Source organism: Mesorhizobium sp. B2-5-4 (assembly GCF_006441095.1).
Lineage (GTDB): Bacteria > Pseudomonadota > Alphaproteobacteria > Rhizobiales > Rhizobiaceae > Mesorhizobium > Mesorhizobium salmacidum.
This window is the reverse complement of the sequence record NZ_VFUR01000042.1, coordinates 1-15,078: the sequence shown is the minus strand read 5'-3', so window position 1 is coordinate 15,078 and position 15,078 is coordinate 1. Positions and strand designations below refer to the sequence as shown.

The following is a 15,078-nucleotide window of genomic DNA, read 5'->3' as shown; positions in this document are numbered from 1 at the left end:
AGACCCTCCCCGTCCCCAACGACCGGGTCAAAGGAGCCGGCCCCGTCCCCGGGCCGGCTCCACCATTTCTGGAGGAAGCCGCTAAAACTGACCCGATGACACGTGGTGCATCGCGCTGCCCCTGCCTTTCCACGCGCAACAGATCGATGCACAATCGGCCGTTTCGTTTCCTGGATCACTGCCGATGCTGGAAATCCCGGAAGATCGATGCGAGCGCCACAGGCTGTTCAAGGCAATCGACGATGCCTTCAAGGCTGGCGACTTCGGGGCCCTTGGCACCGCCTTGGGCGGCTCGGGGGGGTGGTTCGACGAGCACATGCCGTTCGAGCTCGGTCTTGGCCATCCGCTGGAATACGCGATCTACTGGAGCCCTCTCGCCTTCGTCGCAATGCTGATCGAGGCCGGGTCCAGCCCGAATTACGAGGATCATGCCGGATTTCCCTCCATTATCGCGGCGCTGTCCACCAAGCGCGCGGACAAGCTCGACATCATCGGCATCCTGATCGATCACGGCGCCGATCCGGACATGCGAGGCGTCAACGACTGGACGCCGCTCCACTACGCCGTCGCCACGCGCGACGCGGAGGCGATCCGCCTGCTTCTTGCCGGCGGCGCGGACCCTTCGTTAAGGACCCGTATCGACGACTGTACGACAGCCCTTGAAGAAGCAGAGATTGCAGGATTCGAGCTGGGCGTGTCGCTGCTGCGAGCAGCCATTGCCGAGCGCCTAGCGGGTAGCCGGGAACCATAAGCGCAACCGGTGGTCGAAGGCGTGCGTCGGCCGAGAGTTCAGACCTTCTTCAGCCCCGTCTTGAAGCGCCTGGCGTTGGCGACATAATGCGCGGCCGAGGCTCGCAGCCGCTCGACCGCCGCGTCGTCCAGCACCCTGATCGCCTTGGCCGGCGAACCGACGATCAGCGAATTGTCCGGAAACTCCTTGCCTTCGGTGACCAGGGCGCCGGCGCCGACGAGTGAATTCTTGCCGATCCTGGCGCCATTCAGCACGATGGCGCCCATGCCAATCAGGCTGTTGTCACCAATCGTGCAGCCATGAAGCATGGCGCGATGGCCAATCGTACAGCCCTGTCCGATGGTCAACGGAAAGCCGGGATCGGTGTGCATGACGGTATGTTCCTGCACATTGGTGTCGGCGCCGATGACGATGGGCTCGTTGTCGCCCCTGATAACGGCGCCGAACCAGAAGCCCGCATTGCGGCCGATCCTGATGTCGCCAATCAGCGTGGCATCGGGCGCGATCCAGTTCGAGTCCGCGTCGGCGAAGCTCGGCTCCGTTCCATCGATCGCATAAAGCGGCATTGTCGGTCTCCGAATCGTCTCAGGCTGGAAACCCTAGGAGACGGACCGCCCATGAAGCAATGGCGAGCACGACGATGCCCAGCGCCAGGGACCAGGCAATAGCGGTGCAACCGCATGACAAGAGCGCCACTGTCGAAATGCGGTTCTGGCGCCGCGCATCAAGGGCATCGTTGATCAGCATGAACGGCCCGGCGCCGGCAGTGGCAGCCAGCGAGCGCAGCACATGCGAAGGCGACACATAGGGCTCGGTGAAGGCGACCTTGCGACCCGATACCAGTTCCATTGTCGAACCGGTCAGCCCGCAAACCGTCAGCCCGACGACAAAAGCGAACAGCAAGAGCTCGATCTGGACCATATTAACCCTCCATTTACCATGAAATCGCACAGTCGTTTCAGGACGGCAGCAAGAGCCGTGCCGTGCGATGTGTGCCGTCGAGGGACACCCGGATGGCGGACAGGTGGTGGGACGAGGACCGAGATGAAGCAGGCAGCGATCGCCGACGGCCCAGAACTCACCGTGGTCGATTCCATGCTGATGAAGCGGGTGTTCTACGCGTTCGCCGCACTTGCCTTGCTGTCGATAGTCATCAGCCTTGGCGGCAAATGGTTCGGCCGTTCCATTGCCATGGCCGGCTACACCGACGACGCGACGGTGCGCGAGGTGGTGATCGGCAACAACATCATCACCGTGCCAGCCAATTTCATCCGGTTCGAGCAGGCCCGGCGCGACGGCATCGCCTCGCGCCTCGACCTCTATTTGCGCTATCCCCAGATGGACGGCTACAGCGAGGCGTCGCGCGATGATTTCAATCACGCCGGGGCCAACAGGAACATCATCTTCCTGTCCTTCGAGCAGCAGATGATGTCGCGCGACATGAGCGGCCGGTTCGGGCCGATCTACAGCGCGCTGATCGTCCAGCCCGGCATTCCAGGACCTGGCGGCACGACGGTCTACGGCTTCAATGAGAAATCAGGCTATCTGAACGAGATGCTGGTCGTCGGCAAGCGTGGGGGCAAGGACCTCTTCGTGGCCCGCTGCCTCAGCGGGCCGAGCGCCGGCGAATCGCTGGCTCCTTGCGAGCGGGACATCCATGTCGGGGATGATCTCAGCCTTACCTATCGCTTCCCGAAGGAATTCCTTGGCGACTGGCAGACGCTCGATGCGGCGATCGCGGCCGAGGCGGGGCGAATCCTCAAGACCGGACATTGACCGGCTGAAAGCGGCCCGGCCGCGCTCGACGCGGCCTGCCGTGGCATTGCTGGCTCAGGCCAGGTCGATGTCCAGGATCGCCATCGAGAAATTATAGTCGCCATCGTCCTCGTCCTTGAAGACGATGCCGAGGAATTCGTCACCGACATAGACTTCGGCCGAATCTTCCTTGCGCGGCCGTGCCTTGACCTCAAGCTTGGGGTTCTGGAAGACGCGCTTGAAATAGGCGTCCAGCTTTCTGATTTCGTCCGGCTTCAACAGTCTTCTCCGATCATCGGCTTGCTCGTTTGAACGGCGCTTCTGGCACGTCGACAATGGCGATGTAAAGGCAAGCCGGCCTTATTGCACCGGAAGCGGCAGCACCACCGGGCAAATCGCAATCATGCGGGGCAACTGCCAGCAAATCAGATATCGAAACTGATCACGTGGTCCATCTTCTGCGACGGCAGAAGCTGGTCCATCTGGCGCGAAGGCTGGTCGCAACCGGTCTCGCCGACCACGCGGGCCGGCACGCCGGCAACCGTCTTGTTGTGCGGCACAGGCGACAGCACCACCGATCCGGCGGCAATCTTGGAGCAATGGCCGACCTCGATGTTGCCGAGAATCTTGGCGCCGGCGCCAATCAGCACGCCATGGCGGATCTTGGGATGGCGGTCGCCACCGGCCTTGCCGGTACCGCCCAGCGTCACGCCGTGCAGGATGGACACATCGTCCTCGATCACCGCGGTCTCGCCGACGACGAGGCCGGTGGCGTGATCGATGAAGATACCCTTGCCGATGCGCGCGGCCGGATTGATATCGGTCTGGAAGACCGCGGACGAACGGCTCTGCAGGTAGAGAGCGAAATCCTTGCGGCCGTGGTTCCACAGCCAATGCGCCAGCCGATGGGTCTGGATGGCGTGAAAGCCCTTGAAGTAGAGCACCGGCATGATGAACCGGTCGCAAGCCGGGTCGCGGTCATAATAGGCCTGGATGTCGACGCGCACCGTGGTCGGCCAGTCCTTATCGTCGGCGAGCATCGACTTGAAGGTCTGGCGGATGAGATCGGAGCCGATATCCTGATGGGCAAGCCGCTCCGCGATCCTGTGGACGACAGCCTCCTCCAGGCTCTCCTGGTTGAGGATCGTCGAATAGAGGAACGCGGCCAAAAGCGGGTCGCGGTTGACCGCTTCCATCGCTTCGTCGCGGATCGAACGCCAGATCGGATCGACCGGCTGCAACGCGCTGTGGCGGGAAATGCTGATGCTGTTCATCGACGTCTCGTCCTGCGTCCTGCTAGTCTGCTGTCATCGGGGCCGCACATATAAGCCAGATCATAGCACGATTGAACTCAATTTTCCTTAGTGCTGTGTCAAATGGATTTGGTTCGCGGGAATTCAAGCAGCCATGGAAAACGAACCCTTGATCGACGACGCCCTGAAAACCGAAATTTCGGCGCTCTACGCCGCCGGGGAACGCCACTATCACAACCTCGCGCATATCGAGGCAATGCTGGCGCTTGCTCGCGACTATCGGGGAGAGCTCGGCGACCCCAAAGCCGTCGAAGCGGCGATCTGGTTCCACGACGCCATCTACGACAGCAGGGCCAGGGACAATGAGGCGCAAAGTGCCGCCCTTGCCGAGAAAAAGCTCGCCGGTCGCATCGATGCCGGCCGCATGGGCCGCATCAGCGCTATGATCCTCGCCACCGCCACACACCAGCTGCCGCTGTTCGACGACGCGGCGGCGATACGCGACGCCAGCCTGTTTCTCGACATGGATCTTTCGATCCTGGGTGCCGCGCCTGAGGCGTTCGACGCCTATGAACGCGCGGTCCGCCGCGAATATGGCTGGGTGGAGGAGTCGATATGGCGTGCCGGCCGCGGTGCGGTGCTGAAGACCTTCCTTGCCCGACCGCATATTTTTCACACGCAGGAGTTCCGGCAGCGCTTCGAACCACAAGCCAGACAAAATATCGCACGGTCCCTGGAGGCCTTGACCTAGGTCAATTTCGCGCCCCGAGACCCTTGGTCCAAAAGAAATCGAAGCCTCAGAGCGGATTTTCGGCGTAGAACTCCAGCACCCGTTGCTTGAAGGTCTTGTCCCCGACAGCCAGCATATGGTCGCGGCCCTCGATGTGGAAGGCCCTGGCGTTGGGCATCAGCGCCGCAAGCTCGTCCGGCGATCCGCCAATGTCGTCGGTGGTACCGACCGCGACCAGCGTCGGCTGGGCTATGCGGGCGATATCCTCTTCACCAAGCAATTCCCGTGAGGTGACGATGCAGGCGGCAAGCGCCCGGCGGTCGCTTCGGGTCTGGTCGGCGAAGGCGCGAAAAGAGCGGCCGCGCGGATGGGTTGTCGCGGCCGGATCCTCGGCAAGGAGAGCGGCGGCGATCGGATCCCAATCGCCGACGCCGTCAATCATGCCGATGCCGAGGCCGCCAAAGACCAGCGTCGCCACCTTGTCCGGGTCGGACAGTGCCAGGAAGGCAGCAATTCGCGCGCCCATCGAATAGCCCATGACATGGGCCCGTTCGATGCCGAGGTGATCGAGCAAGGCAGCGGCATCCGAAGCCATTTTCGCGGGTGTATAATCGGCCTCGTCGTAACTCTTGGATGACGAGCCGTGGCCGCGATTGTCGAAGGCGATGGCGCGATAGCCGGCATCATTGAGCGTCTTGAACCAGCCGGGCGACACCCAGTTGACATAGTGGCTCGAGGCGAAGCCATGGATCATCAGCACCGGATCGCCCTCGCCCGATGCCGGTTGGCGGTCGAGGAAGGCTAGATCGAACCCGCCATGGGAAAAAAACTGCATCGGAAGGCGGTCCCGGCGCTCAATCAGAATCGACGTTCGGAGAATCGCCCTTGTCCGCGGGCGGCATGCCAGGACCCGGTGCCGTGCCGATCGCCGGATGGCGCAGCAGGTCGCCATCCGCGATGCCGTCCCTGGCGGCAGTGCCAGCCTTGAGTTCGAGCACGAAGCGAACCGGCTCGCCCGGCGAAACAATTGCCTCCGACTGCGGCTCGCCTTGCTTGATCGCGCGGATCCTGCCGTCCTGACCGACAAAGATCAGATCGAGCGGCATCGGCGTATTCTTCATCCAGAAACTGACGTCGCGTGTCTCGTCGAAGACGAACAGCATGCCATGATTGGCGGCCATGTCCTCGCGAAACATCAGGCCGGCTTCCCGCTCGGCCTCTGTATCGGCGACTTCGATCGAGAAGGAGCGTTTGCCATTCTTGGTCACAACCACCAGCGGCGCGGGATCGACCGGAAGGATCATCGCCCGGCCATCGGCCGCGCTGGGTACTTGGAAATAGAAGAATGCGGCTGCAGCGACTATGACGGCGGCCACAGCGCATACCACGCCCGTCGTCAGCCTGTTCCTGTGTCTCATATGAAATCCTCGGCCGGATCGCCCTAGTGCGAGACCGGCAAGGTGCCCATATCGGGGTGAATTTCGGCAGCCATAAGGCCTTTGTCACCGCGGCCGAAACGGACAAGTACGACCTGGCCCGGCCGAAGCTCGGTGATGCCGTAGCGGCGCAAGGTCTCCATATGAACGAAAATGTCCTCGGTGCCCTCGCCGCGCGTCAGGAATCCAAACCCTTTGGTGCGGTTGAACCATTTGACCAGAGCGCGTTCGAGCCCGCTCTCCGGCGTCACCGAGACATGGGTGCGCTGTTCCTGCATTTCCGCGGGATGGACGGCGGTGGTGACATCCATGGAAAGCACACGGAAGGCCTGCAGCCCGCGCTCGCCCTGCTTCACAAGGCAGACCACGCGCGCGCCTTCCAAGGCGGTCTGGAAGCCGTCCCGTCGAAGACAAGTCACATGGAGGAGGATATCGCCCGAAACACCGTCATCCGGAAGGATGAAACCATAGCCCTTGGCCACATCGAACCACTTGATGGCGCCGGCAATTTCGGCAAGGTCGGCGGCGTCGCCGCCCTCGTCGCGTGTCAAGGCGTCGCCAAGGGTATTGGCCCGCCCCGTCAAAGAGGCCTTTTCCCCCATAAGAATGCCCCCTTTATTCAAGAACACCGCAACTGATTCTTGACACCAGATTAACACCGCGGCTTCCGGTATGTGCAAGACCTGACGTGCCTTTTTTCACGGTTCATTGGGGGAATACCGGATTTGTTCTTTGCCGGCGCTGCCTGACCCCGGCGATTGCCCTTTGACCGGGCCGACCCTATGTTGCGCCGCAACCCAACAGATCGAGGAAAACACATGCGCTATCTGCACACCATGGTCCGCATCGCCGATGTCGATGCCTCGCTCGATTTCTATTGCAACAAGCTCGGGCTGAAGGAAGTTCGCCGCTATGAAAACGAGCAGGGCCGCTTCACGCTGATCTTCCTGGCCGCTCCGGAAGACGAGCAGAGCGGCATCGCCGACAAGGCGCCGCTGGTCGAGCTGACCTACAATTGGGATCCGGAAGACTACAAGGGCGGGCGCAATTTCGGCCACCTCGCCTACGAGGTCGACGACATCTACGCCACCTGCCAGCGACTGATGGACAATGGCGTCACCATCAACCGGCCGCCGCGCGACGGCAACATGGCCTTTATCAGGTCGCCGGACGGCATCTCGATCGAGCTTCTGCAGAAAGGTCCGGCCAAGGCCAAGGCGGAACCGTGGGCGTCGATGGCGAATACCGGAAGCTGGTAATCGATCGCCTTTTCAAGTGGCCGGCGGCCACTCCATGGTGTTTTGCCAGGTTGTGCCTATCTATGCGCCTATGGCGCCTGCCCTGAAGAGCAGCGCCACGTCTTGAGATAGCTTCGGAGAACCCTTCATGCCGATCAGCCACGCCAATGTCTCCACGGCGCACGCAAGCCGCTATCTGCAGCAGCTGTGCAAACATTGGGCGCACAAGTTTCCCGTCGAGTTCGACCCCAATCACGGCGTCATCGACCTTTCACTGGGCCGCGCGGTCATGGACGCCGACGGGGCAGCGCTGCACATCACGGTTTCGACCGACGAGTCCGCTTCGATCGAGCGCCTCGAAAATGTCGTTGCCGACCACATCAAACGCTTTGCGTTCCGCGAAGAACTGGCCTTCGACTGGAAACGCGCCGAGGCGGCGTAGTTCGTTCATGCGTGTCGCCGCGCATTTCCGGCGAGACGCGTGGATCAATCGCTTCCGGACTTGCGCGCCATTTCCAGCAGCGCCAGCACTGAGCGCCAATTGCGGGCCGTGCCCGGCACTTTCAACGTGCGCGGAATGAGGCTGGCGAACACCGATTTGCCGAGCCCGTCCGGCGCGCTGAGATAGAGCACATCGCCCTTGACCTCGAACCGCTCGGGACCCGTGCACTTTTCCGCCAACCGCGCCACCTCATCGGCGGTCGGCTCACGCTCCAGCGCATAGGCGTGGAGCTTCGTGTGATCAGCGGCCGCTTCCGGATAGGGATTTTCGCGCACCAGCCGTTCGAACCATTCGAAATCGCGCACCATGATGCGCGAATGGAAACCCCATTTTTCCTCGAAAGCCGCCTCGATCTGTTTAGTCAGCGCGGCGGCGTCGCCCTTGTCAGCGCGGAATACGGCATTGCCGCTCTGCACGTAGGTGGAGACATCGGAACAACCGAGGCCCTCGAAGAACGACCGTAACTCCGCCATCCTGACGATGCGGTTGCCGCCGACATTGATGCCGGAAAACAGCGCGATGAAGATCTTGCCGCTCATATTATGAAACCCGCCAGTGTCTCATTGTCGGTGATGTCCTGATACTGGACGCCCTCGGCCTCGAAATTCGCCTTCAGCAAGTCGAAATTGCGCCGATCCTTGGTTTCGATGCCGATCAGGACCGAGCCGAAATTGCGCGCCGACTTCTTCAGATATTCGAAGCGGGCGATGTCGTCGTCCGGACCCAGCATGTCGAGGAAGTCGCGCAACGCGCCCGGCCGCTGCGGAAAGCGGATGATGAAATATTTCTTCAGGCCTTCGAAGCGCAGCGCCCGTTCCTTGACGTCCGGCAGTCGCTCGAAATCGAAATTGCCACCTGATACTACCGCTACAATGGTCTTGCCCCGGATTTCCTTCCTGGAAAAATCCTTCAGCGCATCGATCGCAAGCGCGCCGGCGGGTTCCAGGACCACGCCTTCGACGTTGAGCATCTCGATCATGGTCGCGCAGAGCCGGTTTTCCGGGACCAGCCGCACGCTGTCTGCGGCAAACTCCTTGAGATAGCGCAAAGGTTCGCGGCCGATCTCGGCGACCGCCGCGCCGTCGACGAAGTTGTCGACCTTGGCGAGCTTCAGCCGTTTTCCCGCCGCAAGGCTCTCGCGCAGGCTCGGCGCGCCGGCAGGCTCGCAAAACACGAACTGGGCCTCACGGCCCTGATCGGCGAAATAGTGTGTCACCCCGGCAGCCAGACCGCCGCCACCCACCGGCAGCATGACCATGTCGGGCATGCGCGCGCCCGGCATCTGGTCCGCGATCTCATGGGCGACCGTCGCCTGGCCCTCGATGATGTCCTTATGGTCGAAGGGCGGCACCATATGGCCACCGGAGCTCTCGGTGAATTCGAAGGCGGCGCGATAGCAGTCGTCGAAGAAATCGCCGACCAGCCTGATCTCGACGAAGTCGCCGCCAAACAGCCTGGTCTTGTCGATCTTCTGCTGCGGGGTCGTGACCGGCATGAAGACCACGCCCTTCTTGCCGAAATGGCGACAGACAAAGGCAAAGCCCTGCGCATGGTTGCCGGCGGACGCGCAGACAAACAGCTCGGCCTGGTTGCCTTCGCCAAGCGCCTTGCGGAAGAAGTTGAAGGCGCCGCGGATCTTGTAGGAGCGCACTGGACTCAAATCCTCGCGCTTCAAAAGCACCCGGGCGCCGGTCTTTTTCGACAGATAGTCATTTTCCTGCAGCGGTGTCACCGGGAATATCTGGCGGATCGCAGAGGCGGCGGTGGCGACGCGCGAGGAAAAGCTGGTCATGACAAGGTCATCCCGGGATCGCCCGCGGGCGAGTTAGACAATAACCCTATTACACATCCGGCCCGGCAAGGCCATTGCCCGGTCGAGCCCGCGCCCGCGACGGCGCCGTCCCGAAATGCTAGCAGGCACTTGGGGACGTTTGTTCATGTTTTCTCGCATCGAGCCGAGCCGCGCATTGGTGGGCGCCTGAATTCGACATCCGGCCGAGATGCAGGCGCCTGCCCTCTGCGGCGTTACGGCCTTGCTGCCGCTTTGGCCTTCGCGCAACAGTGCGAAGGCCGTCGCGAGGCGCCGACCGCATTTCGGCTGGACGCGACTTACTTCCGCCGCACTTGGCCTGCTGGGGAGATATCGCGGAGGGTGGACGGCCCTTGTTTGGGATCGAGTGGAATTTTTATCGTGCATTTGAAGACGATTTGCATTCTTGCGCTTGCGCTGCTGGTGGCGGGCTGCGGCGGCCGCAAAACCGAGGAACTGCTCGGCAGCGCGGTCATGTCGGCGCCGGTGACGGAAATCGCGGGCAACCACTCGATCTTCATTGCCACGACCCGCAAGCCCTCCGACGACCCCAACAAGGTTTTCGACGGCGAACGCTCGGCGACGCTCAACTACGCCCGCGTCAACGTCACCGTTCCCGGGCTCCACACGACCGGCCAGATCGAGCGGCGTTCACGCGGCAAGTCGGACGATCCGGCAAAGTACTTCATGGCTTCCGAGGTCGTCGGCTACGATACCCAGCCGAAATTCTCCAGCGCGCTCAACGCCGACATAGCGGCGCGCGGCGGCCGCGTGATGGTCTTCGTCCATGGCTACAACACCGGCTTCGACGACGCTGTCTACCGCTTGACCCAGATTGTCCATGATTCCGGCTATCCCGGGACGCCGGTGCTGTTTTCCTGGGCCTCGGGCGCCAAGACCACCGACTATGTCTATGACAAGGAAAGCGCCAGTGCCGCTCGCGACCAGCTCGAAGTGACCTTGCGAATGCTGCAGCAGTCCGGCGCGCGGCGCATCGATATTGTCGCTCATTCGATGGGAACTTGGGTGACAATGGAAACGCTGCGCCAGATGGCCATCAGCGGCGATCGCGATCTTGGCGGCAAGCTTGGCGATGTGGTGCTGGCCTCTCCCGACATCGATGTCGATGTGTTCAAGAGCCAGATGCGCCGCTACGGCAAGCCCGACAAGCCGTTCATCCTGCTGTTGTCGGACGACGACCGCGCGCTGAGGTTGTCCGGCCTGATCGCCGGCTCGCGGCCGCGCGTCGGCGATTACAAGGATGCCGCCGACCTTGCCTCCTACGGCGTGACGGTCGTGGATCTCTCCAAGGTCAAAGGCAGCGACAGCTTCAATCATACGAAATTCGCCGACAATCCGGCACTGGTGAAGATGATCGGCCAGAGGCTGCGCGAGGACGATGGTTTCGCCAGCGACCGGGACGTGACCGACCGCATCAGCCTGCTTGGACAGTAGATGCGGCGCCGCGGTTTTCGCCGTGCCCGTTCACCATCGCCGAACCATTGGCCTACTTTGAACTGGACCGCGCCCGTCTCTGGCCTTATCGGAGTATCGAGCGACGTCATGCGTTTGACGTCCCCTTATGCGGGAGCCGACGCGTGGCCTTGCGCTTGAAGAGTCATGGTGTCGTCGCGTTCGCGCTGCTGGTCGCTGGCTGCGCTGGAAATACGCATGATCTGCTCAACAAGACGACGGTCACCGTGCCGGCATCCGATATTGCGGCCGCCCATGAAATATTTGTCGCCACCACCCGCCAGAAGGCGGCGAAGGACCCACGGCAGGTCTTCGACGGCGACCGTTCCCTGACCACCAGCTTTGCGCGGGTCGATGTCACGGTTCCGAAGAGCCATCAGGTCGGCAACATCGAGCGCGCCAAGGGTTCGGCCAACAGCAACCCGGCCAAGGATTTCACAGCCAGGGATGTCACCTTCTACGAAGGCGCGCCGCAATTCGCCAAGGCGGTCGGCGCCGACATCGCCATGCGCGGCGACCGTGCGCTGGTTTTCGTGCATGGCTTCAACAATGGTTTCGACGACGGCATCTACCGGCTGACGCAGATCGCCCACGACACGAACTATCCGGGTACGCCTGTGCTATTCTCGTGGGCGTCGAGCGCCAAGACGACGGGCTATATCTACGACAAGGACAGTTCCACCGCCGCCCGTGACGATCTCGAGGCAACGCTGAGGATGCTCGCCAAGACGCGGGTCAAGAGCATCGACATCATCGCCCATTCGATGGGGACATGGTTGACGATGGAGGCGCTGCGCCAACTCGCCATCACCGGCGACCGCGATCTCGGCGGCAAGCTGGGTTATGTCATCCTTGCCTCACCGGATATCGACGTCGACGTGTTCAAGAAGCAGATGATCCGTTATGGCAAGCCCGACAAGCCGTTCGCCGTGCTGCTTTCAGGCGACGACCGGGCTCTCAAATTGTCCTCGTTCATCTCTGGCGACAAACCGCGCGTCGGCGACTATGGCAATGCCGCCGACCTCGCCTCCTATGGCGTGTCAGTGGTCGACCTGACCAAGACCAAGGGCGGCGACGGCGGCCTCAACCACGCGAAATTCGCCGACAACCCGTTCCTGGTGCAATTGCTCGGCAATAGGCTGCGCACGCCGGCGGGCCTTGCCGCGGATGAGGACCCGGCACAGCTCACCGATATCGGTCAGGGCCTGGGAAAGGTCGTCGGCTCGGCTGCCGAAGTCATCATCACGACGCCGTTCAAGGTGCTGACCATCGCCACCGGCGGGTGAGCAACCAAGAGCGGACGGCTGGTTTCAGACGAATAGATCGACTTTCTGGAACGTCGTTACGTCGATCAGCCCGACGTCGGAAATTCTCAACTCCGGAATTACCACCAGCGCCAGCAGCGAGTGCTGCATGTAGGCGTTGTTCAGGGAACAGCCCATCTTGCGCATTGCCTCGGTCAGTTTCTCAGTCTTGGCAGCGACGATCTCGGCGCGCTCGTCCGACATCAGCCCGGCGATCGCCATTTCGACCAGCGCCAATTCCTTGCCCTTGGAGAACAGCACAACCCCCCCGCCGACTTCCCCCAGCCGGTTCACGGCCAGCGCCATATCCTGCTTGTTGGTGCCAACGCAGATGATGTGATGGGCGTCATGGGCCACGCTGGAGGCCATGGCGCAGTCGGCCATGTAGCCGAAACCGGAGACGAAGGCATTGGTGACGGCACCCGTGCCCCTGTGCCGCTCGACCAGCGCGATCTGGCAAATGTCGTTGCGGCGATCCATGGCGACCAGCCCATCCTCGACTGGCAGATCGGCCTCCAGCGCGCGCGTGGGTGCCTGGTTCTCGATGACACCGATCACCCGCACCCGCACTTCGTTGGCCCCCTTGGGTGCCGCGATATCGAAATCGCCGGCCTTCAGCTTCTTGCCCAATTTGACGGTGTTCTTCGCCGTCTTCGGATAATCATAGGCCGGGATATCGATGTCGAGCTTGCCGCCCTTGGCCAGCCTGACGCCACGCGCATAGACCTCGTCGATGCTCATCTGGGTGAGATCGGAGACGATCAGCAGGTCGGCCAGCCGCCCGGGCGCGATCGAACCGATCTCACGTTCCAGCTTGAAATGAAGGGCGGTGTTGAGCGTTGCCATCTGGATCGCGGTCACCGGCTTCAGACCTTGGCTGATGGCGTGGCGCACCACCCGGTCCATGTGTCCCTCATGCACCAGCGTGCCGGAATGGCTGTCGTCGGTGCACAGGATGAAGTTGCGCGGATCGATGCCGCTTTCCGTCACCGCCTTGATCTGCGAGGCAACGTCGTACCAGGCAGAGCCCAGCCGCAGCATTGCCTTCATGCCCTGGCGTACGCGGGCGATTGCGTCCTCGGCGCGCGTGCCCTCGTGGTCATCCTCGGGTCCGCCGGCGACATAGCCGTGGAACGGCAGACCAAGATCGCGCGAGGCATAATGCCCGCCAACCGTCTTGCCGGCTTTGACCGTCGCGGCGATCTCGCCCGACATCACCGGATCGTTGGCGGCGACGCCCGGGAAATTCATCACCTCGCCAAGTCCGATGATGTTTTCCCAGCCCATCGCTTCCGCGACATCGGCGACCGTCAGTTCGGCGCCGGCATGTTCGAGCCCAGGCGCCGAGGGCACGCAGGACGGCATCTGCACATGCACGTTTATGGGCATGGCCACGGCCTCGTCATGCATCAGCCGCACGCCCGGCAGGCCCAGCACATTGGCGATCTCGTGCGGATCGATGAACATCGAGGTGGTTCCGTGCGGGATGACGGCGCGGCAGAATTCGGTGACCGTCACCATGCCGCTCTCGACATGCATGTGCGCGTCGCAAAGGCCGGGCACGAGATAGCGTCCGCCCGCGTCGACCACCTTGGTGCCCTGCCCGATCGTGTGGCCGGCATTCGGCCCGCAATAGGCGAAGCGACCACCTGAGATGGCGATGTCGGTGCCGGCGATGATCTCGCCCGAATGGACGTTCACCCAGCGCCCGTTGCGGATGACGAGATCGGCGGGTTTGCGGCCCATCGCGACATCGACCAGATCGGTCGCCATTTCGGTCCACGGTTTGGGTTTCGTCGCGCGGGCGGGCGGCTTCGTGGCCATCAAAGACTCCTGTTTGCCCGACTGTGCCAAGCCGACGGCGTTTTGGCCAGCGAGGAAGAAAGGATTTGCCTAGAGATTGCCGGATTACTCGGGTTTCAGGTCGACTTCGACCTTGGCGTTGCCGGCTGAAATCCGCTCGGCGATGCGCTCGACCTCGCCCTAATCACCTTTGCAGAAATCCGATTCCGTTTTGCCGCAGATCAGGTTATGTTCCGATCCAGGATATTTGACTCTTCTCGGGGGGTTCGATGCATCGCCTGGTCGCAAGTGCCGGTCTTCTTGCAGTCCTGTCCGTGCCGGCTTTCGCTGCCGACGCGACAGTCGACGTGCCGATGACCGCGCCTGGCTTCGACTGGACCGGCTACTATGCCGGCCTGCAGGCGGGATATGGCTGGGGCCGCTCCGAGATCACCACAACGGAAGGCGCGCCGTTTTCCATCACGCCCGACGTCGACGGCGGATTCGTCGGCGGGCATGTCGCCGGCCTCTGGCAGTTCGATCAGGCCGTGCTGGGCGCCGAGGCGGACCTCAACTATTCCTCGGTCGACGGCACGGCGCAATCGGTCCTGGGAGACACATTCGGCGCCGAAATCAAGTGGTTCGGCTCGGTCAACGCCAAGGCCGGCTTCGCCATGGACCGCCTGCTGGTCTACGGCATCGGCGGCATAGCCTTTGCCGACATCGAGACGTCGCAGACCTCGGGGCCAGGGTTTGACAACACGCGCACAAATGTCGGTTGGACCGTGGGCGCGGGCGTCGACTACGCGCTGACCGACAAGTTCGTCGTCGGCGCGCAATATCGCTATTACGATTTCGGCTCAGAGAACCATGAGGCGCCGGCCCCCTTCAACGACCGCGATCAGAGCGTGAAACTGAACACGGTCGGCATCAATCTCAGCTACAAGTTCTGAACGTGGCCACCGGCGTCGTTGCTGGACAAGCAGCGCGCAGACCTGTCTTGCCGGATGTGGGGGCGGCCGGCGCTCCCAAGTGGGCGGGGGG

Annotated in this window: 18 protein-coding genes; 8 read left to right on the top strand and 10 right to left on the bottom strand. The window is 62.4% G+C overall.

Going from position 1 to position 15,078, the window contains the following annotated elements; genetic code table 11:
* The first annotated feature begins 184 nt into the window (after window positions 1-184).
* Complete coding sequence (locus tag FJ492_RS28295) at window positions 185-751, top strand: ankyrin repeat domain-containing protein (protein ID WP_140718204.1); 567 nt, start codon at window positions 185-187, stop codon at window positions 749-751.
* 38 nt (window positions 752-789) lie between these two features.
* On the opposite strand, the gene FJ492_RS28290 is transcribed toward FJ492_RS28295, so the two are convergent.
* Both FJ492_RS28290 and FJ492_RS28285 read right to left on the bottom strand, forming a co-directional pair.
* Window positions 790-1,317: a gamma carbonic anhydrase family protein gene (locus FJ492_RS28290; protein WP_140718202.1), complete on the bottom strand. Its 528-nt coding sequence runs from the start codon at window positions 1,315-1,317 to the stop codon at window positions 790-792.
* 19 nt (window positions 1,318-1,336) lie between these two features.
* Window positions 1,337-1,672, bottom strand: a complete 336-nt coding sequence (locus tag FJ492_RS28285; protein WP_140503502.1) for a hypothetical protein — start codon at window positions 1,670-1,672, stop codon at window positions 1,337-1,339.
* A 123-nt stretch (window positions 1,673-1,795) separates the two neighbouring features.
* Here FJ492_RS28285 and FJ492_RS28280 point away from each other — a divergent pair, with 123 nt between their 5' ends.
* Window positions 1,796-2,527: a hypothetical protein gene (locus tag FJ492_RS28280; RefSeq protein WP_140503501.1), complete on the top strand. Its 732-nt coding sequence runs from the start codon at window positions 1,796-1,798 to the stop codon at window positions 2,525-2,527.
* A 54-nt stretch (window positions 2,528-2,581) separates the two neighbouring features.
* On the opposite strand, the gene FJ492_RS28275 is transcribed toward FJ492_RS28280, so the two are convergent.
* Together FJ492_RS28275 and cysE are read right to left on the bottom strand one after the other, a co-directional pair.
* Window positions 2,582-2,785, bottom strand: a complete 204-nt coding sequence (locus FJ492_RS28275) for a DUF3126 family protein (protein WP_006200852.1) — start codon at window positions 2,783-2,785, stop codon at window positions 2,582-2,584.
* Window positions 2,786-2,931: 146 nt separating this feature from the next.
* Window positions 2,932-3,780: a serine O-acetyltransferase gene (gene cysE, locus FJ492_RS28270; protein WP_140503499.1), complete on the bottom strand. Its 849-nt coding sequence runs from the start codon at window positions 3,778-3,780 to the stop codon at window positions 2,932-2,934.
* Between the two features lie 133 nt (window positions 3,781-3,913).
* On the opposite strand from cysE, the gene FJ492_RS28265 reads away from it, so the two are divergent.
* Window positions 3,914-4,510, top strand: coding sequence for a hypothetical protein (locus FJ492_RS28265; protein WP_140773607.1), 597 nt, complete (start codon window positions 3,914-3,916; stop codon window positions 4,508-4,510).
* Window positions 4,511-4,556: 46 nt separating this feature from the next.
* On the opposite strand, the gene FJ492_RS28260 is transcribed toward FJ492_RS28265, so the two are convergent.
* The 3 genes from FJ492_RS28260 to FJ492_RS28250 are packed head-to-tail and all read right to left on the bottom strand — an operon-like array spanning window position 4,557 to window position 6,527.
* Window positions 4,557-5,324, bottom strand: a complete 768-nt coding sequence (locus FJ492_RS28260; RefSeq protein ID WP_140503496.1) for an alpha/beta hydrolase — start codon at window positions 5,322-5,324, stop codon at window positions 4,557-4,559.
* 19 nt (window positions 5,325-5,343) lie between these two features.
* A complete protein-coding gene (locus tag FJ492_RS28255; RefSeq protein ID WP_140773605.1) occupies window positions 5,344-5,907 on the bottom strand; it encodes a DUF192 domain-containing protein in 564 nt (187 codons plus the stop codon).
* Window positions 5,908-5,930: 23 nt separating this feature from the next.
* Window positions 5,931-6,527 carry a cold-shock protein gene (locus tag FJ492_RS28250; RefSeq protein ID WP_032935881.1) on the bottom strand — a complete coding sequence of 199 codons (597 nt, stop codon included), beginning with the start codon at window positions 6,525-6,527 and terminating at the stop codon, window positions 5,931-5,933.
* A 216-nt stretch (window positions 6,528-6,743) separates the two neighbouring features.
* On the opposite strand from FJ492_RS28250, the gene FJ492_RS28245 reads away from it, so the two are divergent.
* Together FJ492_RS28245 and FJ492_RS28240 are read left to right on the top strand one after the other, a co-directional pair.
* Entirely contained in the window at window positions 6,744-7,184 is a 441-nt protein-coding gene (locus FJ492_RS28245; RefSeq protein ID WP_140503492.1) for a VOC family protein, read from the top strand.
* Between the two features lie 127 nt (window positions 7,185-7,311).
* Window positions 7,312-7,605, top strand: coding sequence for a DUF2218 domain-containing protein (locus FJ492_RS28240; protein ID WP_140503490.1), 294 nt, complete (start codon window positions 7,312-7,314; stop codon window positions 7,603-7,605).
* Window positions 7,606-7,649: 44 nt separating this feature from the next.
* Here FJ492_RS28240 and FJ492_RS28235 read toward each other — a convergent pair whose 3' ends face one another.
* A complete protein-coding gene (locus FJ492_RS28235) occupies window positions 7,650-8,204 on the bottom strand; it encodes a DUF1697 domain-containing protein (protein ID WP_140773603.1) in 555 nt (184 codons plus the stop codon).
* Complete coding sequence (gene ilvA, locus FJ492_RS28230; protein WP_140773601.1) at window positions 8,201-9,457, bottom strand: threonine ammonia-lyase IlvA; 1,257 nt, start codon at window positions 9,455-9,457, stop codon at window positions 8,201-8,203. Before ilvA ends, FJ492_RS28235 begins: the two co-directional genes overlap by 4 nt.
* Before the next feature lie 375 nt (window positions 9,458-9,832).
* Between ilvA and FJ492_RS28225 the strand changes: the two genes are divergently transcribed.
* Both FJ492_RS28225 and FJ492_RS28220 read left to right on the top strand, forming a co-directional pair.
* Window positions 9,833-10,930: an alpha/beta hydrolase gene (locus FJ492_RS28225; protein ID WP_181166122.1), complete on the top strand. Its 1,098-nt coding sequence runs from the start codon at window positions 9,833-9,835 to the stop codon at window positions 10,928-10,930.
* Between the two features lie 143 nt (window positions 10,931-11,073).
* Window positions 11,074-12,234 carry an alpha/beta hydrolase gene (locus FJ492_RS28220; RefSeq protein WP_140773599.1) on the top strand — a complete coding sequence of 387 codons (1,161 nt, stop codon included), beginning with the start codon at window positions 11,074-11,076 and terminating at the stop codon, window positions 12,232-12,234.
* Window positions 12,235-12,258: 24 nt separating this feature from the next.
* Here FJ492_RS28220 and ade read toward each other — a convergent pair whose 3' ends face one another.
* The gene (ade, locus tag FJ492_RS28215; RefSeq protein ID WP_140773597.1) at window positions 12,259-14,076 is read right to left on the bottom strand and encodes an adenine deaminase; all 1,818 of its coding nucleotides are present in this window, start codon (window positions 14,074-14,076) and stop codon (window positions 12,259-12,261) included.
* A gap of 248 nt (window positions 14,077-14,324) precedes the next feature.
* Between ade and FJ492_RS28210 the strand changes: the two genes are divergently transcribed.
* On the top strand, window positions 14,325-14,987 hold the full coding sequence (locus tag FJ492_RS28210; protein ID WP_140503478.1) for an outer membrane protein: 663 nt from the start codon (window positions 14,325-14,327) through the stop codon (window positions 14,985-14,987).
* Window positions 14,988-15,078: the final 91 nt, after the last annotated feature.

What these genes read in the sequence shown, in the direction of transcription:
- FJ492_RS28295 (WP_140718204.1), top strand. Translation starts at nt 185, where the DNA reads ATGCTGGAAATCCCGGAAGATCGATGCGAGCGCCACAGGCTGTTCAAG.
- FJ492_RS28290 (WP_140718202.1), bottom strand. Translation starts at nt 1,317, where the DNA reads ATGCCGCTTTATGCGATCGATGGAACGGAGCCGAGCTTCGCCGACGCG.
- FJ492_RS28285 (WP_140503502.1), bottom strand. Translation starts at nt 1,672, where the DNA reads ATGGTCCAGATCGAGCTCTTGCTGTTCGCTTTTGTCGTCGGGCTGACG.
- FJ492_RS28280 (WP_140503501.1), top strand. Translation starts at nt 1,796, where the DNA reads ATGAAGCAGGCAGCGATCGCCGACGGCCCAGAACTCACCGTGGTCGAT.
- cysE (WP_140503499.1), bottom strand. Translation starts at nt 3,780, where the DNA reads ATGAACAGCATCAGCATTTCCCGCCACAGCGCGTTGCAGCCGGTCGAT.
- FJ492_RS28265 (WP_140773607.1), top strand. Translation starts at nt 3,914, where the DNA reads ATGGAAAACGAACCCTTGATCGACGACGCCCTGAAAACCGAAATTTCG.
- FJ492_RS28260 (WP_140503496.1), bottom strand. Translation starts at nt 5,324, where the DNA reads ATGCAGTTTTTTTCCCATGGCGGGTTCGATCTAGCCTTCCTCGACCGC.
- FJ492_RS28255 (WP_140773605.1), bottom strand. Translation starts at nt 5,907, where the DNA reads ATGAGACACAGGAACAGGCTGACGACGGGCGTGGTATGCGCTGTGGCC.
- FJ492_RS28250 (WP_032935881.1), bottom strand. Translation starts at nt 6,527, where the DNA reads ATGGGGGAAAAGGCCTCTTTGACGGGGCGGGCCAATACCCTTGGCGAC.
- FJ492_RS28245 (WP_140503492.1), top strand. Translation starts at nt 6,744, where the DNA reads ATGCGCTATCTGCACACCATGGTCCGCATCGCCGATGTCGATGCCTCG.
- FJ492_RS28240 (WP_140503490.1), top strand. Translation starts at nt 7,312, where the DNA reads ATGCCGATCAGCCACGCCAATGTCTCCACGGCGCACGCAAGCCGCTAT.
- FJ492_RS28235 (WP_140773603.1), bottom strand. Translation starts at nt 8,204, where the DNA reads ATGAGCGGCAAGATCTTCATCGCGCTGTTTTCCGGCATCAATGTCGGC.
- ilvA (WP_140773601.1), bottom strand. Translation starts at nt 9,457, where the DNA reads ATGACCAGCTTTTCCTCGCGCGTCGCCACCGCCGCCTCTGCGATCCGC.
- ade (WP_140773597.1), bottom strand. Translation starts at nt 14,076, where the DNA reads ATGGCCACGAAGCCGCCCGCCCGCGCGACGAAACCCAAACCGTGGACC.
- FJ492_RS28210 (WP_140503478.1), top strand. Translation starts at nt 14,325, where the DNA reads ATGCATCGCCTGGTCGCAAGTGCCGGTCTTCTTGCAGTCCTGTCCGTG.